This window comes from Lysobacter sp. 1R34A, assembly GCF_051217035.1.
Classification (GTDB): Bacteria; Pseudomonadota; Gammaproteobacteria; order Xanthomonadales; family Xanthomonadaceae; genus Lysobacter.
On sequence record NZ_JBPKJP010000002.1, the window covers coordinates 26540 to 47393 of the forward strand.

At 64.1% G+C, this 20854-nt stretch carries 18 protein-coding genes; 5 read left to right on the top strand and 13 right to left on the bottom strand.

Annotation, left to right across the window (positions count from 1 at the left end; genetic code table 11):
* Positions 1-30 precede the first annotated feature (30 nt).
* A complete protein-coding gene (locus ACSAMQ_RS01300) occupies positions 31-1005 on the top strand; it encodes a Nudix family hydrolase (RefSeq protein ID WP_435394014.1) in 975 nt (324 codons plus the stop codon).
* 22 nt (positions 1006-1027) lie between these two features.
* Here ACSAMQ_RS01300 and coaE read toward each other — a convergent pair whose 3' ends face one another.
* Genes coaE through pilB form a run of 4 tightly spaced genes read right to left on the bottom strand, consistent with a single transcriptional unit; the run spans position 1028 to position 5563 of the window.
* Positions 1028-1651: a dephospho-CoA kinase gene (coaE, locus tag ACSAMQ_RS01305; protein ID WP_435393908.1), complete on the bottom strand. Its 624-nt coding sequence runs from the start codon at positions 1649-1651 to the stop codon at positions 1028-1030.
* 3 nt (positions 1652-1654) lie between these two features.
* Positions 1655-2542, bottom strand: coding sequence for a prepilin peptidase (locus ACSAMQ_RS01310; RefSeq protein ID WP_435393909.1), 888 nt, complete (start codon positions 2540-2542; stop codon positions 1655-1657).
* A gap of 21 nt (positions 2543-2563) precedes the next feature.
* Complete coding sequence (locus tag ACSAMQ_RS01315; RefSeq protein WP_435393910.1) at positions 2564-3832, bottom strand: type II secretion system F family protein; 1269 nt, start codon at positions 3830-3832, stop codon at positions 2564-2566.
* A gap of 3 nt (positions 3833-3835) precedes the next feature.
* Positions 3836-5563, bottom strand: a complete 1728-nt coding sequence (pilB, locus tag ACSAMQ_RS01320) for a type IV-A pilus assembly ATPase PilB (protein WP_435393911.1) — start codon at positions 5561-5563, stop codon at positions 3836-3838.
* Between the two features lie 135 nt (positions 5564-5698).
* On the opposite strand from pilB, the gene ACSAMQ_RS01325 reads away from it, so the two are divergent.
* From ACSAMQ_RS01325 to ACSAMQ_RS01340, 4 genes are read left to right on the top strand one after another with little or no spacing between them, the layout of a single operon-like run.
* Positions 5699-6562 (top strand): glycosyltransferase family 2 protein, encoded by an 864-nt coding sequence (locus ACSAMQ_RS01325; protein ID WP_435393912.1) that lies wholly within the window; start codon positions 5699-5701, stop codon positions 6560-6562.
* Positions 6559-7263 (top strand): class I SAM-dependent methyltransferase, encoded by a 705-nt coding sequence (locus ACSAMQ_RS01330; RefSeq protein WP_435393913.1) that lies wholly within the window; start codon positions 6559-6561, stop codon positions 7261-7263. Before ACSAMQ_RS01325 ends, ACSAMQ_RS01330 begins: the two co-directional genes overlap by 4 nt.
* Positions 7260-8384, top strand: a complete 1125-nt coding sequence (locus tag ACSAMQ_RS01335; protein ID WP_435393914.1) for a glycosyltransferase — start codon at positions 7260-7262, stop codon at positions 8382-8384. Before ACSAMQ_RS01330 ends, ACSAMQ_RS01335 begins: the two co-directional genes overlap by 4 nt.
* Entirely contained in the window at positions 8377-9237 is an 861-nt protein-coding gene (locus tag ACSAMQ_RS01340; protein ID WP_435393915.1) for a GNAT family N-acetyltransferase, read from the top strand. The genes ACSAMQ_RS01335 and ACSAMQ_RS01340 overlap by 8 nt, the downstream gene beginning before the upstream one ends.
* Here ACSAMQ_RS01340 and ACSAMQ_RS01345 read toward each other — a convergent pair.
* The 9 genes from ACSAMQ_RS01345 to ACSAMQ_RS01385 all read right to left on the bottom strand — a co-directional run bounded on the left by ACSAMQ_RS01345 (position 9208) and on the right by ACSAMQ_RS01385 (position 20724).
* Positions 9208-10272 carry an NAD(P)-binding domain-containing protein gene (locus tag ACSAMQ_RS01345; RefSeq protein ID WP_435393916.1) on the bottom strand — a complete coding sequence of 355 codons (1065 nt, stop codon included), beginning with the start codon at positions 10270-10272 and terminating at the stop codon, positions 9208-9210. The genes ACSAMQ_RS01340 and ACSAMQ_RS01345 overlap by 30 nt on opposite strands.
* The gene (locus ACSAMQ_RS01350) at positions 10269-10976 is read right to left on the bottom strand and encodes a class I SAM-dependent methyltransferase (RefSeq protein ID WP_435393917.1); all 708 of its coding nucleotides are present in this window, start codon (positions 10974-10976) and stop codon (positions 10269-10271) included. Before ACSAMQ_RS01350 ends, ACSAMQ_RS01345 begins: the two co-directional genes overlap by 4 nt.
* A gap of 28 nt (positions 10977-11004) precedes the next feature.
* Positions 11005-11898: a hypothetical protein gene (locus ACSAMQ_RS01355; RefSeq protein WP_435393918.1), complete on the bottom strand. Its 894-nt coding sequence runs from the start codon at positions 11896-11898 to the stop codon at positions 11005-11007.
* A gap of 115 nt (positions 11899-12013) precedes the next feature.
* Complete coding sequence (locus ACSAMQ_RS01360; RefSeq protein WP_435393919.1) at positions 12014-13186, bottom strand: DegT/DnrJ/EryC1/StrS family aminotransferase; 1173 nt, start codon at positions 13184-13186, stop codon at positions 12014-12016.
* 504 nt (positions 13187-13690) lie between these two features.
* A complete protein-coding gene (locus ACSAMQ_RS01365; RefSeq protein ID WP_435393920.1) occupies positions 13691-15583 on the bottom strand; it encodes a hypothetical protein in 1893 nt (630 codons plus the stop codon).
* A gap of 121 nt (positions 15584-15704) precedes the next feature.
* Positions 15705-16118 (bottom strand): pilin, encoded by a 414-nt coding sequence (locus ACSAMQ_RS01370; RefSeq protein ID WP_435393921.1) that lies wholly within the window; start codon positions 16116-16118, stop codon positions 15705-15707.
* 360 nt (positions 16119-16478) lie between these two features.
* Positions 16479-16898, bottom strand: a complete 420-nt coding sequence (locus tag ACSAMQ_RS01375) for a pilin (RefSeq protein ID WP_435393922.1) — start codon at positions 16896-16898, stop codon at positions 16479-16481.
* A 694-nt stretch (positions 16899-17592) separates the two neighbouring features.
* Positions 17593-18999, bottom strand: coding sequence for a sigma-54-dependent transcriptional regulator (locus tag ACSAMQ_RS01380; protein WP_435393923.1), 1407 nt, complete (start codon positions 18997-18999; stop codon positions 17593-17595).
* Positions 19000-19098: 99 nt separating this feature from the next.
* Positions 19099-20724: a sensor histidine kinase gene (locus ACSAMQ_RS01385; protein ID WP_435393924.1), complete on the bottom strand. Its 1626-nt coding sequence runs from the start codon at positions 20722-20724 to the stop codon at positions 19099-19101.
* Positions 20725-20854: the final 130 nt, after the last annotated feature.

A 20854-nucleotide genomic window follows, 5' to 3' on the forward strand; every position in this document is an offset into this window, starting at 1 on the left:
ATAGCGGCAACGGCCGTTTCCGAGTCCCGAATCCCGAGTCCCCGGTTCCGGCCTGGCTCCGAGTCCCGGCTCGTAGAGGTCGTCGCGGGGGTGATCCGCGACGCGCGCGGGCGGGTGCTGCTCGCGCGCCGCACCGAAGGCCGCGACCTGGCGGGCCTGTGGGAATTTCCGGGCGGCAAGCGCGAGCCCGGCGAGACGCCCGAGGCCGCGCTGGCCCGCGAGCTGCACGAAGAACTGGGCATCGAGGCCGAAGTCGGCGCGGCGGTGATCCGCGTGCCTCAGGCTTACCCGGACAAGCGCCTGGTCCTGGATGTGCGCGAAATCCGCCAGTGGCGCGGCACCGCGCGCGGCCGCGAAGGCCAGGCCCTGGTCTGGGTGCCGCCGCACAAGCTCGCCAGCTATGCCATGCCGCCGGCGGATCGTCCGGTCGTCGCCGCGCTGCAGCAATCCGAACACTATCTGGTCACCCCCGAGCCCGGCGAGAGCGACGCCGTCTGGCTCGACGCGCTGTCGAGCTCGCTGCAGGCCGGCGTGCGCCGCGTGCAACTGCGCCTGCGCACCGTGACGGCCGAGCGCGGCCAGCGCCTGGCCGCGGCTGCGGTGGCGCGCTGTCGCGCCGTGCAGGCGGAAGTGCTGGTCAATGGAGACGCCGCCATGGCGAACGCATTGGGTGTGGGCCTACATCTGCGCGCGGTGCAACTGCGTGAGCTGGGCCAACGGCCGGTCCCGGCCGAGGTTCCCCTGGCGGCCTCGTGCCACGACGCCGATGAGCTGCGGGCCGCCCAGGCGCTGGGCTGCGATTTCGCCGTGGTCGGCTCGGTCAAACCGACGCCGAGCCACCCCGGGATGCCGGGCATCGGCTGGGAGGCGTTCTCGGCCTTGCGCGAGTCGGTGTCGCTGCCGATCTATGCGATCGGGGGGCTGGTCCCGGCCGAGCTGGCCGAAGCGCGGCACCACGGCGCCCAGGGCATCGCCGCCATTCGGGGCCTTTGGGACGTGGGCTGAGCCCGGCGGCGCCGGTGGTCGGTCAGTCGCCGGTAGAAGTCGCAGCCAGTGCCCGATAACGCCGGTCCAGGGCCGCGACCTGGGCCGCCAGGGCTTCGATCGGGCCGTCGTTGACGATCACGTCGTCGGCGATGGCCAGCCGCTCGCCCCGGCTCGCCTGGGCCGCGATCATGCGCAGGGCCAGTTCGCCGTCGATGCGGTCCCGCTGCATCACCCGGGTCTGTTGAACATCGACCGGCACGTCGACCACCAGCACACGGTCCAGCCAGGGATAGGCGTCGCGCCCACCGCCTTCGGCGAGCAAGGGAATCGCCGCGACGGCGTAGGCGCCCGGCGCGTCCGCACACTGGGCGCGCAGCATCGAGCGCACACGCGGGTGGACGATGGCTTCGAGCCGGCGTCGTGCGCCGTCGTCGCCGAATACGAGCTTGCGCATGGCGGCGCGGTCGAGCGCGCCCTGGGCGTCGAGCACCCTCTCGCCGAACTCGGCGACCACCTCGGCCAGGCCCGCGCTGCCCGCGGCGACCGCCGCGCGCGCGGCAAGATCCGCATCGGCCACGATGACGCCGAGTGCTTCGAATCGCCGGGTGACTTCGCTCTTGCCTGAAGCCACGCCGCCGGTGACGCCGACGCAGAACGCCGCCATGGCTCAGGCGAGACCGGAGAACTGCAGGTAGGCGTGGAGCAGGGACTCGCCCCAGAAGAAGGTCAGCCAGCCGGCGATCGCGAGGTAAGGGCCGAACGGGATCGGAATGCCCATGTCGCGGCCCTTGACCGCCAGCCAGATCGAGCCGATCACCGCGCCGACCAGGGACGACAGCAGGATCGTCGGCAGCACGCCCTTGAGGCCGACCCAGGCCCCGATCGCGGCGAGCAGCTTGAAGTCGCCGTGACCCATGCCCTCATGCGGGTCTTTGACCCGCCTGACCACCACCTGGTACTGCTTGTAGACCCAGTTGACCAGCCACAGGCTCATATAGCCGGCGATCGCGCCGAGCACGGCCGGCTTGGTCTGGAAATACAGGTTGTCGCTGCTGGCGACGATGCCCAGCCACATCAACGGCAGGGTCAGCTGGTCCGGCAGCAACTGAGTCTTGAAGTCGATGCCCGACATCGCGATGAGGAAGCCGGTGAAGACCATCGCGCCGAAGCCCTGCCAGCCGAAGCCGAAGCGCCAGACGCAGGCCACCATCAGCAGCATGGTCAGCAGCTCGACCGCCGGGTACTGGATCGAAATCGGGGTCTTGCAGTTGCGGCAGCGCCCGCGCAGCACCAGGTAACTGAACACCGGAATGTTCTCGTACCAGGACAACTGGTGTTTGCAATGCGGGCAGTGCGAGCGCTCGACCACGATCCCGGGCGGGGGCGGATCGTAGACCTCCGGCAGCTCGAGGATTTCGCGCGCGTCCTTCTTCCACTGCCACATCAGCCGCTTGGGCAGGCGCAGGATGACGACGTTGAGGAAGCTACCGAGCAGCAGCCCGAAACCGGCCGCGAGGGGATACCCGAGGCCGGGGTTCTGATCTAGGAATGCCATGCGGAAAGGATACTTCCCCGATCAGACTGTCGCTGCAAGTTTGAAAATCGGCAGGTACATCGCGACCACCATGCCGCCGACGATGACGCCCAGGATGATCATGATCAGTGGTTCCAACAGGCTCGACAGCGCGTCGACCGCGTTGTTGACCTCCTGCTCGTAGAACTCGGCGACCTTCACCAGCATGGTATCCAGGGCACCGGCTTCCTCGCCGATCGCGGTCATCTGCACCACCATGTGCGGGAACAGGTTGACCTGCTTCATCGCCATGTTGACCTGGTAGCCGACCGAGACGTCGTCGCGGATCCGGTACACGGCTTTTTCATAGACCACGTTGCCGGTCGCGCCGGCGACCGTGTCGAGAGCCTCCACCAGCGGCACACCGGCGCGGAAGGTGACCGCCAAGGTACGAGCGAAGCGGGCAATCGCGGCGTTATGCAAGATCTGCCCGACCACCGGAATCTTGAGCATGGCCCGGTCAAGGAAGTGGGCGAACGCGGGCGAGCGGTTCTTGGTCATGATGAAGGCGACGGCGGCGCCGACCACGAGCAGCAGGATCGCCCACCACCACTTGATCATGAAGTCGCTCATGCCTATGACCATCAAGGTGAACGCCGGCAAGTCGGCGCCGAAGCTCTTGAAAGTGGCCTGGAACTGCGGCACCACGAAGATCAACAGGATCGCGCTGACCAGGATCGCCACGGCGACCACGGTAGCCGGGTAGAACAGAGCCTTCTTGATCTTGCCCTTGAGGGTCTCGATGTTTTCCTTGTAGCTCGCGATAGTGTCGAGCACGGTTTCAAGTACGCCGGCCGATTCGCCGGCCTTGACCAGGTTGCGGTACAGTTCGTCGAACTGGACCGGGTGCTTGGACAGCGATTCATTCAGCGACGAACCGCTTTCGATGTCGGCACGTATGGTATTGAGCAAGGTCTTCATGCGCGGGTTCTTGTGGCCCTCGCCTATGATTTCCAGCGAAGTCACGATCGGCACGCCCGATTTCATCATCGTGGCGATCTGGCGGCTGAAGATGGCGATCTCGCCCGGCGTGATGCGTTTACCGCTCGCGCCGAACAGAGGTTTGCCCTTCAGCTTGACCACGGTCGGGGTGATGCCCTGTCGGCGCAGTTCGGCGCGCAGCAGGTTGGCGTTCTTCGCCGCCTGCTCGCCCTTCATGACGATGCCGCGCTTGTCGGTGCCCTGCCAGACGAACATGTCCAGCGGGTTGGCGCGGCGTACCGCAGGGGCTTGCTTGGTCGCGGTGCGGGTGGCGGATCGGGTCGCGGACATGGTTTAGTCCTTGGTTACGCGGTTGATTTCGGCCAGGCCGGTGACGCCGTTCATCACCTTGATCAGTGCGGAGCGGCGCAAGTCGTTCACGCCGGACTTGATGGCGGCGGCCGCGATCTGCATCGCGTTGCCGCCCTCCAGCACGATGGCCTGGATTTCGTCGGTCATGGGCATGACCTGATAGATGCCGGTACGTCCCTTGTAGCCTTCGGTGCAGTCCGGGCATCCCGCCGGCTCGTACAGCTTGAATCCGGACGCGATCTCTTCCGGGGTGAAGCCTTCGGCGAGCAGGGCGTGTTCCGGCAGATGCACCTCGCGCTTGCAGTCGTGCAGACGGCGGGCGAGGCGCTGGGCGATGACCAGGGTCACCGAGGAGGTGATGTTGTACGGCGCCACGCCCATGTTCATGAGGCGGGCGATGGTCTGGGGCGCGTCGTTGGTATGCAGGGTGGACAGCACCATATGGCCGGTCTGGGCGGCCTTGATCGCGATTTCGGCGGTTTCCAGGTCGCGGATTTCGCCGACCATGATCACGTCCGGGTCCTGGCGCAGGAAGCTGCGCAGCGCGGCGGCGAAGGTCATGCCGCGCTTGACGTTCATCTGTACCTGGTTGATGCCGGGCACGCGGATTTCGACCGGGTCTTCGACCGTGGAGATATTGCGCTGTTCGTCGTTGAGGATGTTCAAGGCGGTATACAGCGAGACCGTCTTGCCCGAGCCGGTCGGGCCGGTCACCAGCACCATGCCGTATGGCTTGGCGACGGCATTGATGAACAATTCTTTCTGGTGGTCCTCGTAGCCGAGCTTCTCGATGCCGAGGCGGGCGGCGCTGCCGTCGAGGATACGCAGCACGATTTTCTCGCCGAACAGGGTCGGCAAGGTACTCATGCGGAAGTCGATCTGCTTGGTCTTGGACAGATTGAGCTTGATGCGGCCGTCCTGCGGCACGCGCTTCTCGGCGATGTCGAGCTGCGCCATGACCTTCAGGCGCGCGGCGATGCGCGAATGCAGCTTGTTCGGGACCTTGGCGACCTGCTTGAGCAAGCCGTCGATGCGCAGGCGCACTCGATAATCGGTCTCGTAGGGCTCGAAGTGAATATCCGAGGCGCCGCGGCGGATGGCGTCGACCAGTACCTTGTTGATGAACTTGACCACCGGAGTGTCGTCGCCCTTGGCGTCGATGCCGGTGTCGCTGGTGGTGCTGAGGTCTTCGTCCTTGCCGATCTCCAGGGTGTCCAGCCCTTCGCCGTCGCCGACCGCGTTGGCGAGAGCGTCAGAGGTTTCGAGCCAGCGGTCCAGGGTGCGGCGGATCAGCTCATCATCGACCAGGATCGCCTCGACCGCGGCATTGGTCTGGAACTTGATCTCGTCCAGGGCGGCGGTGTTGGTCGGGTCGGCCAGCCCGATAAACAGCTTATTGCCGCGTTTGAACAATGGCAACGCGCTGTGTTTGCGGATCAGCTCCTCGCTGATCGCCCGGACCGCGGACTGACCGGGGTCCAGCGTGCTGGGATCGAACAGGGGCACGCCGAACTCGATCGAATTGGCGGCTGCCAATTGGGCAGAGGTGGCAAGACGATGCTCGGCGAGGTAGGCAGCCAAAGGCTTGCGCTCGGCGGTAGCCGCGGCCATGGCTTCGCGCGCCTTGACCTCGTCCAGGGCGCCATCCAAAACCAAACGCCGGGCAATGCCGGTGATACCCACCAAGTTGGCGGTCGCGACGCTGGACATTTCGGCCCTCAGTTTTCCCCACCCTGACTTTACCTCAATCTCAGGCCGCGGCGAGCTGACCGCTGTCGCTTTTCTGGAGTCGGGCGGTTTTAGCTCCAGTGCGGACAGGATATCCTGGCCCCTTGGGGAGACAACATGCACGTATCTGTAGTTTTGCCGGCCAAAAACGAGTCGGAGGGGCTTCGCCGCACCCTGCCGGCCCTGAGCCAGGTCCTGCCCGGGGCCGAGATCATCGTAGTCGACGACGGTTCGACCGACGACACCGCCGCGGTCGCCGCAGGCCTGGGCGCCAAGGTCCTCTCGTCGCCCTATTCGATGGGTAACGGCGCGGCGATCAAGCGCGGCGCCCGGATTGCCGGGGGCGACGTCATCGTGTTCATGGACGCCGACGGCCAGCACGACCCGGCTCATATTCCGTTGCTGCTAGAGCGCCTCGAGGCCGGCTACGATATGGCCGTAGGCGCGCGCAATTCCAGCGGTCAGGCCAGCGTCGGTCGGGGTGCCGCCAACGCGTTGTACAACCGGCTGGCCAGTTGGATGACCGGGCACAAGGTTCTGGACCTGACCTCGGGCTTCCGGGCGGTGCGCGCCGCCAAGTTCCGCGAGTTCCTTCATCTGCTGCCGAACGGTTTCAGTTACCCGACCACCAGTACGATGGCGTTCTTCCGCAGTGCGTATCCGGTGACCTATGTGCCGGTGGAGGTCGCCCGTCGGGTCGGTACCAACAGCCATATTCGGCCCTTGCGCGACGGCGTGCGCTTCTTGCTAATCATCTTCAAGATTGCCACTCTGTATTCGCCTTTGAAACTATTCGCGCCAACGGCGGTGAGCTTCGCACTGCTGGGGTTGGGACACTACGCCTGGACATACGCGATCCAGGGGCGCTTCACCAACATGAGCGCGTTATTGCTCAGTGCCTCGGTAATCGTCTTTCTGATCGGGCTGGTGTCCGAACAGATCACTTCTCTGACTTACAACAGCCGTATCGACAGCCCATGAGCCGGCTGCGAGCACTCGCAGCGCCGTTGAAGCGTACGCCCTTGCATCCGCAATGGCTGCTCGGTGGGCGCAAGCCTCCACGAGGCATCAAAGCGGCGGCAGGTCTGTTGCTCGACGTAGGCGCAGGCGACAGGTGGATTCAAGAGCATTTGCCGACGCAAGCCGAATACATCGCTCTGGATTATCCACTCACCGGACGCGATCTCTATCATGCCAAACCCGATGTATTCGCCGACGCGGCGCACTTGCCGTTCGCCGACGGCGTCTTCGATGCCGTGATCTGTCTGGAAGTGATCGAGCATGTGCGTGAGCCCGAGCGCGTTCTCGATGAAATCGCTCGAGTATTACGGCCTGGAGGAATTGCGTGGTTGTCGATGCCGTTCCTTTATCCTATTCACGATGCCCCCCACGATTATCAGCGCTTTACCGAGCATGGGTTGCGGCGCAGCGTACAGAACTCGAATCTGGTCGTCAGCGAGATCGACAGTGAACTGCATGCGCTGCGGGCGGCAGGATTGGTGGCCTGTCTGGGACTGGCTGGCTCCGCTAATGCCGCGGCCCGATGGCAGTGGCCGCTACTGCTGCCCTTGACCGCGCTTGCGGTGCTGACCGTCAATCTAGGCAGTTGGTTCATGAGCCTGCTGTGGCCCGATTGGCCTGCATTGAAGGCTGGCTATGTCGTCAAGGCAGTCAAGCCGTGAGTCGCGCCGATACGGCCCTATTGATCACCACCTCGTATGCCCATGACGGCGACGGAAGCGAAGCAGCCGGCGCATTTGTCGCCGATCTTGCCCAGGAACTCGCTAGCATTATGCCGGTGCGGGTGGTTGCGCCTGGAAGAGCGGAAAGCAAGCACATGCACGGCGCGGCCGAGGTCTGGTCGTTCGAAGCGCCTGACAAGCCACTGTCGCTGCTAAACCCGGCCGATCCACGCAATTGGTCGACGATCATACGAACTTTGCGTTCGCTGCGGCGAACGGTGTTAGCCGCGAATGGCGATGCACGTATCCGGAATGTGCTTGCATTCTGGGTGCTGCCCTCGGGATGGGCGGCGCGCGCGTTGAAACGCAAGAGCGGAATTCCGTATAGCGTGTGGGCCTTGGGCAGCGACATCTGGTCGCTCGGTCGAATTCCCCTGTTTCGATGGTTTTTGCGAGGTGTATCGCGTGATGCGGCTCAGGCTTACGCGGATGGTATGCGCCTGGGACAGGACGCCGAGCGGATTACGGGACGCCGTTTCGACTTTCTTCCGAGTACGCGGAAATTGAATGCGCTGCGATCGCGTCAGGTATCGAGGAGCGAGCCTTATCGTCTGTTGTTTCTCGGCCGCTGGCACCCGAACAAAGGGGTCGACCTATTGATAGACGCCTTGGCGCTTCTTGGCGACGAGGATTGGACGCGTATTAGCGAAGTTCATGTTGCAGGCGGAGGACCGTTGCAAGATAAGGTCATTCAGGGCGTCGCGGCGCTTCAGGCCGCTGGCCGACCGGTCCGTCTCAGCGGATATCTCGATCGCGAACAAGCTTCACGGGCGCTCGGCGAGGCGGATCGCTTGCTTTTGCCCTCGCGCATCGAAAGTATTCCGGTGGTGTACTCCGATGCGATGAAGTTCGCGCTCCCCGTGGTATCGATGCCGGTCGGCGATCTGCCCAGTCTAATCGGGGAGGGAACCGGATGGCTGGCGCGGAGTGTAGGTGCCGATGCCTATGCCGATGCGATTCGTGCCTGCCTTCATTCCGGGCACGACGATGTCGCTTTGGGTAGCATGAACGAACGCTTCTCGATAGAGAGGATCGCCCAGCGGATCGCCAGCCATGATTGACTTGGACTCGGATCATTGGACGGACGCGCTTCGCGATGGGCTCGATGCGCAGATACGCCGCCTGCCCGGACAGAAAGGTGGCTCGGTCGCCTGTTTTCGCGCAGGTCCTTTTCGGGTCGCTTATCCGGACTTCCTGGTCGGTGCACAGGACATCAGCGCGGAGGCCTTGGCAGCAAGAATCGATGCGGCCCGCGGATTGCGTGCAGACTTGATGCGGATCCAGGCGGAGCGTGTGTGCGAAGATGCTCGGGTTTTTGCCCGACATTACCTCGGCAGCATCGTCATTCCGGCTCTGGATGAATGGAACGAGCGCGGCTGGGAGAAAGCGCGTCGGGCAGCGAATCGCCTGGCCAGGTCGGAGTTGGAGATCCGGCCGGGACGACGGGGTGACGGTGTCCATCTGCATCGCTTGTATCTTTCGACGCTGCATCGCCATAGTGGCGCAGCGCGGTATACAGAGGCATATTTCGAGTCCATTGCGCCGCACGCCGCGCTGGTGGCGGTGTTGAATGGGACGATATCCGGCTTCGTCTGCACCGGATTTCGCGGTAAACGAGCGTGCTACATGCATGGCGCGCACTTGCCGGAAGCCCGTGGACACTACCCGTCCGATCAATTGTTCTTGGCGATGTTGCGCTGCGCGCGCGATGCCGGAATGAGCAGTTTCGATTTCCTGCCTTCGCCGGCCGGCCAAGGCAGTCTTGTGGCCTATAAACGCGCATGGGGCGGCAGCGACGCCCCGCTGGTGGTCAGCGACCTCGCGTTGAATCCCGTGCGAGCCCGGGCTTTCGCCGCCGCATTACGCTTGTCGAACAAGCTGGGTTCAATCCGTCGGGGTTTCACGGCCGGCTAGCACCTTCGCCAGCCGCGCCGCGTCGAGGCGGATTCCCCGGAGATAGCGGCTGCGATGGTCGTAGAGATTGTCGAAACCCAACAGATACAGCCCAGACAGGCCCTGCACTTCGAAGCGGCTGTTGAGCGGCACGTCGAATCTGTCGCGGGCGACGGGGTGGGGCAACAGATTGAGTAGCGCACGATACCCGGTCGCCATGATCACCGCAGCGGCATGCGCGCGTCGGCCGTCGTCGAGGAAGACCTCGCCGTTCTCGACTCGCGTGAGCATGGGCCACACCGCGATCTTTCCACTTTCGACCAATCTGCGACTGCGTCCTCCGTCCATTACCGGGTAGGAAGGGCGTTTGAGTCCGGGCCTCAATCGAGCTTGCAGCTCTTCCCAGAAGAAATAGACGGTTTCGCGAATGTTGGCAATGAAGCCGTGACGTCGGAATTCGATCGGCGAGCGCAAGCTCAATGCGCAAGGAATACCGCGATCATGCAGTTCCAGCATCAGTTGCCCAGCGGTAACCCGCCTGCCGACCACTACCACCGGCCGGTCGCCCGAACGCAATCGCTCCAGCTGATCATAGTCGTTGATCTCGGAGGCGTGCAGGATCCGAACGGAACCGTCTTCGATCAAGGGCGGGGATGGCCACGACGGCGAAAAGAAATAGCCGGTAGCCACCGCGACCGACGAATAACCGGGCGAGATGCCGAGTGCCGTGCGGACGTTCCAGTAGCCGTTGCCGTCCTGTTCGATCGCGAGGACTTCGCTGTTCTCATGGATTGTTCCGCATAGCCGCTTTGCGATGCGCAACAGGTGATCCAAGTATTCGCCTGCATGCGGTTTGCGAAACGGGTTCCCATGCAGTACCTCGCCGAACGACAGCACGTTCGTCCACCACGGACTGAGAACGCGCAGATCGGACGGCGCGGCCCGCCAAGTCGCCCCCAGCTCGCGAGCCTCGAACAATTCGTAGTTCAGGCCTAGCCGGTCGAGCGCCGTCGCAAGCGCGATGCCGGCCGGTCCGCCGCCTATGATCGCGATCATGTCCGGGCCTCAAATAGGACCTCGGCGTAATCCCAGGGCCAGATGCCGGTGACCGCCGCGATGCGGGCCTCTGCGGCACGCACCATCGGCCATAGCGCGCGAGGGATCAGCCCCCTGGCGATCAGCGGAGTGCTCGGAAAACGCCCATGCCGAAGCACGGAAGATCGATCCACGCTAAAGCCGGCCGAGCGCAGCAATGCCTGCCACTCCCCCCGGCTCCGTTGTACTTTCAGCCCCTTTTCGGTGATGCATCGGCGCGTTCGCGCCTGCTCTATCATGATCAGGGATCCGCCAGGCTTCATTGCGTTTCGAACGGACACGAGCAAGGCCCTGACTTGATCGTCGTTGACGAGGTAGCTCAGGACCACATAGACCACGACCCCATCGACCGTACCCGGGGCCAGCGGCAGTTGCTTGCCGTCGATAGCCACGAAAAGACAGTTCTGATCACCACATCGTGCCCGGGCATGCCGCAGCAGGTCCGCGGCGATATCGACTCCTAGCATGGTATAGCCGGCATCCAGCAAGGGCCGGGTGGAACTGCCGGTTCCGCAGCCGAGGTCGAGCAGGCAACCCGAGTCGATGCCGTGGCGTTTCAATGCGGCCAGAAATGCATTGTCGCGGATGGCCGCCAGATATTTGTTCTTGTGGCCGCGGAGGTCCAGGGGATCGATAATCGCCGCATCGGGATCGATTGCAGCCAACGAGTTCCAGTAGGCCCGCTGTTTTCGGTCAGCCCGGCTCACGTCGTGCCCCGAGCGTCCACGCACTGGCCAGTGCGGCGGCCGCGATTTCCGCGCCGAGAAACACCAGCCTGGCCAGGGTCGCGGTGACGGCCAGGGTCGCGGCATCCGCCCCGGTCAATCCGGGCGCCGCGACGAAAATCGCTTCGCGCACGGCGATGCCGGCGGGAACGACGAAAGCGGCCAAGGCGAGGATCGAAGCGCCGCCGTACCAGGTTCCGAGCAGCAGCCGCTCGGGCCAGTCCGCCAGGCCATGCAGCATGATCGCAAACGACGCGAAATAGAAAATCCATTCCGAACAGAGCAGCGCGGTGCCTCTCCAGGGCATCGGCGGCAACGGCCGGCTGCTCGTCAGCGGCGCCAGGCGAGGCAGAAAGCGGGACAGCTGTTTCAGCATCCAGGACTCGATGGCCGGATGACGATGCATCCATTCCACCGAAGCGATCACCGGAACGAGCAGCAACAGCCAGGCATGGGAGTAGCGAAAAGCGAACATCAGCGCGACGACCAGTCCCGCCGCGAGCGCATTGGTCGTGGCCATTTGCCATAAGTTGGCGATCACCACCTCGCTCGCGCGATGGGTGCCCGACATACGCTGGCTTTGGTAAACCATGCCCCAGACTTTGCCGGGCAGGTAGCGCACGATCTGGGCCTGCAGATAGATCGGCAAGCCGGTCCGGCGGGAACTGCGCTCGCCGGCGATGCGGTCGAGCAGACTCAGGTGGTAGCAGCCTTTGATGGCATACATCGGAATGGCGGCGAGCGCGGCCAAAACGACCTGCTGCCAGCCGATAGCGGCCATAGACCTGCGGACCACCGAGAGTTCCGGTGCGAGCGCGTGAGCCAGGAAGCCCAGCGCTCCCAGTACGAGCAGGCAGGTCAAGGCCTTACGGATTGGACCCGAAGATCGATCCGGGCGCGTCGGCGTCGCTGCGCCTGCGGGCTGGTCGGTGCGAAAGGGCGGAGTGGTCATAAAGCAGGTAGTCGCTGCTCGTCCGTCAGCTAGTCAGTGCACGCGTCACCGCGTCGACGACTCGGTCCAGGTCCGAGTCGCTGAGCTTGGGCGAAAGCGGCAGGCTTACAGTGTGCTGCCCGATCTTTCTGGCGTTCGGCCACTGGTCTGGGTCCCAACCGAAACGCTCGCGATAGTAGGGGTGCTCGGCGACGGACAAATAATGCACCCCAGTACCGACGCCGTGGGCATTCATACGGTTCAGGAAGGCGTCGCGTTCGATCCCGGTGCGGGTAGGGTCGATCATTACCGTGTAAAGGTGGTAGGCATGCCGGGTGTGACTTTCCGGGTCGGCGGGCAAGCCGAGCGGCAGCTCCGCAAGCGCATGGCCATAGCTTCCCCACAGAGCCTGTCTCCGGCGCCAGCTCTGCTCCACCCGAGAGAGTTGGTGCAGTCCGATCGAAGCTTGTAGATCCATCATGTTGTATTTGAAGCCGCACTCGACAACCTGATAGTGTTTGTAACCCTTGTCGCTGAAGCGGTGCCAGGCGTCCTGACTCATTCCGTGCAGCGCCAACATTCGTGCACGGGCGATTAATTCGGCGTTGCGTCCAACAATGAGGCCGCCTTCGCCGGTCACGACGTTTTTTGTGACATAGAAGCTGAAGCAACCGAAGTCGCCGAACGTGCCTGCTTTCTTGCCGCGATATTCGCTCTCGATGGCGTGCGCGCAGTCTTCGATCACCATCAGGTTGTGTTTGTTCGCAATCGCCATGATGCGATCCATGTCGCACGGGCGCCCGGCGAAGTGCACCGGGAGAATGGCTCGCGTGCGCGGCGTGATCGCGGCTTCGATCGCATCCGGATCTATGTTCTGGGTGACCGGATCCACATCGGCGAGGACCGGCACTAGGCCGGCATGGATGATGGAGTTGACGGTCGCACAAAAAGTCAGCGGCGTGGTGATTACCTCACTGCCAGGCTCTAAGCCCGCTGCGACCATGCTGACGTGCATGGCGGCGGTACAGGAGTTCACGCCTGCGACCATCTGCGGCTCAATGCCTTTGTAGCGGGCGAAGTCGGATTCGAAACGAGCGACCCGCGGGCCGGTTCCCAGCCAACCCGAGCGCAGGCAGGCCTCCACCTCCGCGATCTCGGGCTCCTGGATGTCCGGAGCGGCAAAGACCAGAAAAGGGCGCTTGGTTTCGGTCGAATTCATGGTGGATCGGTGTCCTCAATGGGGGCGCTCTACTGGGGTTGTTCGAGAGCACGCTCCGTCGGCGTCTAGGTCGGCCAAGCTTGCTCGTCTTGTGGATCGGCACGCTCTTCTTCGCGTTCGCGACCTGTCACGGTCGCCGTTCGATCGTATTGAAGTCGCGAATAGAGTATCTGGCCTGAAGTATGATGGATTTGAATACCAGGGACCGGCTGCAGGCAGCGGAGGATAGGCAGCGTCGTTCGTGAACTCTCAGTCGAAGCTGCCGAATACCGCTTTCGGACGCTGGTCCGCTCGGTCGCCCGTGGCCGGATCGGGTCGGGAGTGAATGTGTCGTCAAACAGGTGGAGGTTGTCGAAACCCATCGAATAGGCTGTGCTTGGCACCGCCGCATAAGGCAGCTGCCTGGCCTGCATCAAATGCAGACTCCGTCGACGGCGACCCAAGAAGCACTGCGGGGCATCGGTCTGACAGCCGCCGCGGTTTCATGGATAGGGCGTTTAGACTTCATTGCTGATCCAGCAAGGCTTTCGTCTTCGCGAGTTCCGCGCGCCCTTGCGTGTCATAGGATCCCATGCGCTGATCCAACACCGTCAGCAACCGCTCGGCTTCCGGACGCATCTTTCGGACCGCGTAGATATTCGCGAGCAGGGCACCAGTCGGCAGATCGCCGCTCGCCCTCCAGGCGAGTTCCGCCTGTTCCTGGGCTTCTGCCGTACGGCCGGCGTGCAGGAACATTTCCGCAGCCAGGAACCGGGTCAGCCATTTGGAACGCGAATAGTCCGGCTGATCCTTCGCTTTTTCGAGCATGACGGAAATGCCGTCGGCGATCGCCGAATCGGTGAGCCTGCCGCAGCCTTGTTCCTTGACCACGCGGGCGAGCAGGCGCAGGGCCGGAACCTCGGCCATGCTGAGCTTGGAACGAGCTTCGATAAGAGCGCGTTGCAGATCCGAGGGCGGAACATCGATGCCCCGCATGCAGTCCAGCGTCACCCAGCTGATCCTTCCAATGACCCGATTGCGTGGGTTCTTGCTGGCGAGCAGATCGGCGAAGGCATCGTAGGAGGCCTGAGTTTCGCCTGTTCTCAAGGCGATGGTGGCGCGGACTAGTTGGGCGCGCATCGAGTCCGGATGATGCTTGAGGCCCTGCTCCAAGATCAGGTCCTCGGCTTGCCAGACATGCGCGCGTCCGCCGGTCGCAAAGGCGAACGACAGGGCAAATCCTGCTGCGATGACCAGCCCCAATTGTCGAGGAGTGAAGACATTCGTAGGCAGGTCTTTCGGGACCAATGAAGTCAGGCCCACGACGGCCAGGATCAGGCCGAATGCGGGCAGATAGTTGCGATGTTCGAAGTACAGTTCCAGAGCAAGAATGCTCGATTCCACGCCGTGGGCAACGAGGAAGAAGAACCAACCGGCGAATACGCTGGGCGCACGTTTGCGCAGCGCGATGGCACCGGTGCTGATCGCCAGCAAGGCGAGCAGGGAGAACAGAGTCGTCGGCGGAGAGAGCAAGCCAGTGGATGGCTGGAAATCGTCGGTATAGAGACCGAGCAACGGTGTGCGGGGGATGAGTACCGTTCCGATGTAGTCCATCAGCACTCGCGTCTGCGACAGCAGCCGTTCGATCAGGGTAAAGTCTCGCTCGGCATAACCGCTCAGCAGGCGATCGGGTGTTGTGATCAACACGCCGATGACTGCCAGACCCGGAAGCAACAGGAACAGCCCGAAGAAGGCTTGGACGGTCCGATTGGACTTCGGGCGCGAAACGAAATAGGCCAGCTCGATCACGAGACATAGCGCAGGTGCTACGGCCGCGTTTTCCTTGCTCATCAAGCCGGCGAAGACCAGCAAGGGAAACAGCAAGAACAAGCCGAGCAAGGCTCTGCGAGTCTTGCCGTCGATCAGTTGGCGACGGGCGGCAAGGTAGGCCCACAGCGATGCCAGCACGAACAGCGTGCTTAGCTGCGCCATACGTTGAACCGAGTAGAGCACGGTGCTGACGTTGATCGGATGCAGCAGCCAAAGGGCAACGACGATGGTCGCGAACAGATCGGAGTTCGTAGACAACCGCTGATCCTGGGCGAGAAGCCGCCGGATCACCTGCCAGCCGAGGAATCCGCAGCCCAGGTGGATGGCGAGGTTGCCCAGCTTGTAGGCATAAGGGCTGTGACCGCTCAGTTCGGCGCTGAGCAGAAAGCTCGCCATCGACAACGGGCGTCCGAGCATGCCGGATTGGTTGCCGAACACCACCGATTGCCAGCTCAACTCGCCAGTCAGCCAACTCTGGACGGGATTGAGATTCGGCAGGTCGTCGAACAGGAACGGCCCCGACAGACCCGGCCAGTAAATCAAGCAGGTCAGGGTCATTGCGACCAACAGCACGATACGAGCGGGCATAGTCCGTTCCGCAGAAAGATTGGCGCTGACTATACGGGCCGGCCGAGGTTCTGCCGAGTGCTGCTCGTGCGCGCAGTGACCGAGCGCGCGATTTAGATCGCCCAAAGGGCAACGATTGCTTTCAACGACACTCGGCGGGTACTCGGGTCAAGTCGGTACCGCCCGGGACGCTGCAATCCCATTCTATGCGTCCGGCCTCCAAGGTCGGGCGTAGGGTAAAAGTTATCGGTACCCCGGAGTTCGGCGACGTCGTCGCGGTCACCACACCGTTCGCGCCGATCGCCACGCTGGCGCAGTAGCTAGAAGCCGCGAAACTGTAGCCCGTATTGGTTGCGGTGACTTGACTCAGCTGTCCCCGGTCTTGAGCTGTCTCGGAGACGGACAGCTTGGCCGCGGCCGCAACATTGAGGCATTCGGCGTTCTTGGTCCGGCTGACATAATCGAGGTAACCGGGCAGTGCGATTGCGATCAGGATGCCCAAGATCGCAACGACGATCATCAACTCGATCAAGGTAAAGCCTTTTTGCCGCTTCATAGCGTATCCCCCTGGATATTTGCTGCCGCGTGGGCCGGCTGTCATCGCCTTTGGCGAGACTTTTTTGCCACCTGATCAAGTACAAGCACAGGCTGTGCCAAGTTTCGTAAGTGAAACCGTGAAATGTGATCGAAAGCTCGATTTTCCCTTGTCGCGTGCAATTGTCCGAACAAAAGTACGAGGTATTCGTTTACAGATCGCTCGGTGATTGGTTTTTGCTGTGGGCAGTTAGATGAGATCGCATCTGCCCTGGGTGCAGGAGGCGTCATGGGATAGGACCCTTGCCGCCGACTGATGCGCAAAAAGAAGGGGCCCCGGTAGTCGGGGCCCCTGCTGGAAGCTATGACAATCGGTCGACTATTAGCGGCACTCGGCCGGCAGCTGCGACTTCTTGGCACCGCCGGTTTCATTGCAATCCCACTCGACGCGGCCGGAGGCCAGGGTCGGAACCAGCTCGAACTTGGCGAGCGTCGTGGCGCCGGTGGCCTGGGTGGTCGCGGTGATGGTGCCGCCCGAAGCGATGGTCACGCTGGCGCAGTAGCTCGAGGCAACGAAGCTGTAGCCGGTGATGGCCTGGCTGGTGATCGCAGCGAGATTGCCACGGTCCTGCGCAGTTTCCGACACGGCCAGCTTGGCGGCGGCGGCGACGTTGATGCACTCGGCGTTCTTGGTGCGGACGGTGTAGTCCTGGTACGCCGGCAGAGCGATGGCGATCAGGATGCCGAGGATGGCGATGACGATCATCAGTTCGATGAGGGTAAAGCCTTGCTGCTTCTTCATGGTGTTTCCCCTAGGAGTGATTGAGTTGCTTCACGTGCCTGCAGGCTCGAGTGTTCGATCCTTCGGCAGCCGTGCGTGCCGCACGTGCATGTAGGAGTACGCACATCCCATGCCAACCTCCGTAGTGATGAACCGGGGGATCGAAAGTGATAGTCAGGTCACGTAAAGCGAGCTGTAGCGGCCGGCGAGGGTGACGCATAAGGTCAGTCGAAGGGCGGTGAGGGTGACCTAATGCGTCATGTTGCACATTGCCTGGCCAGAAGTGGGGCGCCCGTCACGCACGGCTTGGCCGGTCCGGGAGCCAAGGGCAATGAGGCAGGAGAGCGAATCCGGAGTGCGTTGCGCGGTCGACATCCAGGGTCGGTTTTTGGCCGTTGTCGTCGGCTAAAGCTTTGCGCCATGGGCGATTGGCACCGTGCTCGCTGTCCTAATCCTCGCGCCCGCGGTGTTGCGTGGCGAAGGGACTGGATGGGGTTTGTCCACGCGATCGGCGGTGCCGATGCTCGCTCGATCGAGCGGCAGCGCACGCGATCTGCGCGTAGATTCGTGTGCCATGGCGAGGGGTTGCGATGCGGCGTGATCGCCTACGACAAGCTGTGCTTGTGATCACACTCTGCAGTCGCGAGAGCATCGCCGGCAGACAGCGGATGCCGCCGAACGACGCCGTCGTCCGGCCTAGCCCCGCGCGCGGCGATCAGTCGATCCCGAGCTTCTTGAGCTTGTAGCGCAGCGCGCGGAAGGTGATGCCGAGGGCGGCCGCGGTGCGGGTCTTGTTGTAGCGGTTTTCCTGCAGCGCCTGCTGGATCGCGGCGCGCTCGATCTCTTCTATATAAGAAGGCAGGGCGCTGGTCGCGGTGTCGCGCGGGTTAAGGGTGCGCGGGTCGACGGCGCCGGCGGATTGCTGCGGCGCTGCGCCTGGGGTCTGCGGTTCGTTCGGCGGAGCCTGGGTGGCCAGGCGCGGCAGGCGCAGGTCGCTGGCATTGAGGACTTCGCCTTCGGCCAGGGCCAGGGCGCGTTCGAGAATGTTTTCGAGTTCGCGCACGTTGCCCGGGAAGCCGTAGGCGCGCAGCGCATCCTGGGCGTCGTCGCCGAGACGCGGCACCGGACGGCCCTGGCTGCCGGCGAGGCGGTGCAGGATCTTCGCGGCGAGGCCGGGCAGGTCGTCGAGGCGTTCGCGCAGCGGCGGCACGCGCAGCTCGATCACGTTGATGCGGTAGTACAAGTCCTGGCGGAAGCGGCCTTCGGCGACGAGCGCGGCCAGGTCCTTGTGGGTCGCCGACAGGATGCGCACGTCGACGACGAGTTCGGCCTGGGCGCCGACCGGGCGAATGGATTTTTCCTGGATCGCGCGCAGCAGCTTGACCTGCATCGGCAGCGGCAGCTCGGCGACCTCGTCGAGGAACAGGGTGCCGCCGTCGGCGGCCTGGAACAGGCCGGGCTTGTCGACGTGGGCACCGGTGAAGCTGCCTTTCTTGTGGCCGAAGAACTCGCTCTCCATCAGCTCGGCCGGGATCGCGCCGCAGTTGACCGGGACGAACGGGCCGTCGGCGCGGCCGCCTTCGGAGTGGATGGTGCGCGCGACCAGTTCCTTGCCCACGCCGGACTCGCCGGCGATGTACACCGGAGCCTGGCTGCGGGCGACCTTGCCGATGGTCTGGCGTAGCTTGATCATCGCCGGCGATTCGCCGTACAGGCGCGAGCCGACCGCTTCGCTGGCGCTGCGGCGAGTGTCGTTGAGTTCGAGGGCGTGGCGTACCAGATCGCGCAGCACCGCCAGGTCGACCGGTTTGGCGACGAAATCGAAGGCGCCGGCCTTGAGCGCGTCGACCGCGGCCTCGACGTTGCCGAAGGCGGTGATCATCGCGACCGGGGTATTGGGGTATTTCTGGCTGATCTCGGCGACCAGGTCCATGCCCGAGCCGTCGGGCAGGCGCATGTCGGTCAGGCACAGGTCGTAACGATTGCGCAGCAGCTGGCTGCGCGCCTCGCCGAGGCCCGATGCGGTATCGCAACGCAGGCCCATCCGGCCCAAGGTCATGACGAGGAGCTCGCGGATATCGCGCTCGTCATCGACCACCAATGCACTACGAGTTTCTGCCATTGCGCCCTCCACCGCCCACGATAGCTTAACGAGGCCGTCGCGGCCAAGACGCACAGGATCGGGAATCCCAGACCGGGAATCCGCTCACGCAAGTATGGCTCAGACCAGGGACAGCGCGCTCGCTCCGGCGAGCCGGATGCGGAAACAGCCCCCGCCGCCGGGCACCGGGACGAAGTCGAGCGAGGCCTGGTTCGCTCGGCAGAGCTCGCGCGCGATGTACAGGCCCAGGCCGGTGCCGTGGCTGGAAGTGGTGAAGAACGGGCGGAACAGGCGTTCGGCGACCGACTCGGGAATGCCCGGGCCGCGGTCGAGCACGTCGATCGCCGGCAGGCCGACTTCATCGAAGTACACGTGCACGGTGACTCGCGCCGGCTGGCCCGGAATGCGGCCGTAGGTCAGGGCGTTGTGCACCAGTACGGTCAGGGCCTGGTGCAATTGCCTGGGATCGACCAGGGCTTCGACCTGGCTGCGCGGGCCGGTCGCGCGCAAGGTGTCCTGTTCGATCGGATGGCTGGTGCGGTATTCGTCGACGAACTGGCGCACGAACCCCATCAGCTCGACGTGCTCGGGCTTGGCCGGTTCGCGCCGGGCCATGCCGAGCACGTTCTCGACGATGCCGTTCATGCGCGAACCCTGCTGGCGCACGATTTCGAGCAGGCGGCGGTCGGAGATGGCGATGTCGTGCGACTCCTCCAGCAACTGCACCGCGTAGTTGATCGCGGCGAGCGGGTTGCGGATCTCGTGGGCGAGGCTGGCCGAGAAGCGGCCGAGCGCGGCCAGGGTGATCGACTCGGCATGGCGCGACACCAGCGAGGTGTCGTCGAGGAAGATCAGGGTCTGGTCGCTGCCGGCGAGCAGGCGGGTGAAGCGCGGCACCACCTCGGGCAGGTCCGGGGCGAGCTGCAGCGGGCTTTCGTCGGGCCGGCCTTCGGTGCGCCAGCGGCTCAGCCGGCGGGCCAGTTCGGGCGAGGCGATCGCCAGCACGCGGTGGCCGTGGCGCTGGCCGTCGTACTCGCCGGAGTCGCCTAGCAGGAGCATGGCCGCTTCGTTGGCCAGGCGCAGGCGCCCTTCGCCGTCGACCAGCAACACGCCGGTGCGCATGCGCCGGATGATCAGTTCGTTGATCTCGGCGTAGTTGGCGGCCTCGGCGCCGCGGCGCTCGGCCAGGTCCTGGGTCTCGCGCATCTGCCGGCCGAGGGCGTTGGTCAGCAGGGCGATCGAGAGGTAGCCCAGGGCGAACATGATCGGCTCGGCGACGGTGCGGCCGAGGCTTTCGCCGCCGATCTCGTTCCAGACCCACTCGCCGATCAGGCCGATGCAGGCCACCACCGCCGCGCCGATGCCGTAGCGGGCGCGCATCAGCAGGGCGGCGGCGCCGACGTTGAACATCAACATCAGGGCGATGCCGGTGCCGGCGCGCGGCAGCGCGTGGATCGCCAGGATGCCGAAGAACAGGTCGCTGGCGATGCCGGCGAAGACCTGGCTGCGCAACTCGCCGCGGCGACTGAACAGGAACAGCAGGCTGGCGATGAACAGATAGGACAGGGCCAGCGAGCGGGCGAACAGGTCGTGGCGCGGCGCTCCGATCAAGTCCGCGACCGGCCCGAACAGGAAGAACACCAGCAGGGCGGCTTCGAGCAACCGGTACAGGGTGAAGAAATAGAGTTCGCGGCGCAGCGCGAGGTCGGCATCGGCCGGACTGACGGGGGCGAGACCTGACGGCAAGCGGGGTTTCCCTGCGCGGGCGGAGTATTGATCAGTATAGGCGACTGGCTTGTCCTGGCCTGCGCCGATCCCGCAGCCGGGACTGCGCCGGGCGGGGAGGGCCGGATGGACGCAGGCCGGGCCGGCCAGG

Bases quoted from the DNA above. Each gene is read 5' to 3' on its own strand.
- coaE (WP_435393908.1), bottom strand. From the start codon at position 1,651: ATGGCGGCGTTCTGCGTCGGCGTCACCGGCGGCGTGGCTTCAGGCAAG.
- ACSAMQ_RS01310 (WP_435393909.1), bottom strand. From the start codon at position 2,542: ATGGCATTCCTAGATCAGAACCCCGGCCTCGGGTATCCCCTCGCGGCC.
- ACSAMQ_RS01315 (WP_435393910.1), bottom strand. From the start codon at position 3,832: ATGTCCGCGACCCGATCCGCCACCCGCACCGCGACCAAGCAAGCCCCT.
- pilB (WP_435393911.1), bottom strand. From the start codon at position 5,563: ATGTCCAGCGTCGCGACCGCCAACTTGGTGGGTATCACCGGCATTGCC.
- ACSAMQ_RS01325 (WP_435393912.1), top strand. From the start codon at position 5,699: ATGCACGTATCTGTAGTTTTGCCGGCCAAAAACGAGTCGGAGGGGCTT.
- ACSAMQ_RS01330 (WP_435393913.1), top strand. From the start codon at position 6,559: ATGAGCCGGCTGCGAGCACTCGCAGCGCCGTTGAAGCGTACGCCCTTG.
- ACSAMQ_RS01340 (WP_435393915.1), top strand. From the start codon at position 8,377: ATGATTGACTTGGACTCGGATCATTGGACGGACGCGCTTCGCGATGGG.
- ACSAMQ_RS01345 (WP_435393916.1), bottom strand. From the start codon at position 10,272: ATGATCGCGATCATAGGCGGCGGACCGGCCGGCATCGCGCTTGCGACG.
- ACSAMQ_RS01360 (WP_435393919.1), bottom strand. From the start codon at position 13,186: ATGAATTCGACCGAAACCAAGCGCCCTTTTCTGGTCTTTGCCGCTCCG.
- ACSAMQ_RS01365 (WP_435393920.1), bottom strand. From the start codon at position 15,583: ATGCCCGCTCGTATCGTGCTGTTGGTCGCAATGACCCTGACCTGCTTG.
- ACSAMQ_RS01370 (WP_435393921.1), bottom strand. From the start codon at position 16,118: ATGAAGCGGCAAAAAGGCTTTACCTTGATCGAGTTGATGATCGTCGTT.
- ACSAMQ_RS01375 (WP_435393922.1), bottom strand. From the start codon at position 16,898: ATGAAGAAGCAGCAAGGCTTTACCCTCATCGAACTGATGATCGTCATC.
- ACSAMQ_RS01380 (WP_435393923.1), bottom strand. From the start codon at position 18,999: ATGGCAGAAACTCGTAGTGCATTGGTGGTCGATGACGAGCGCGATATC.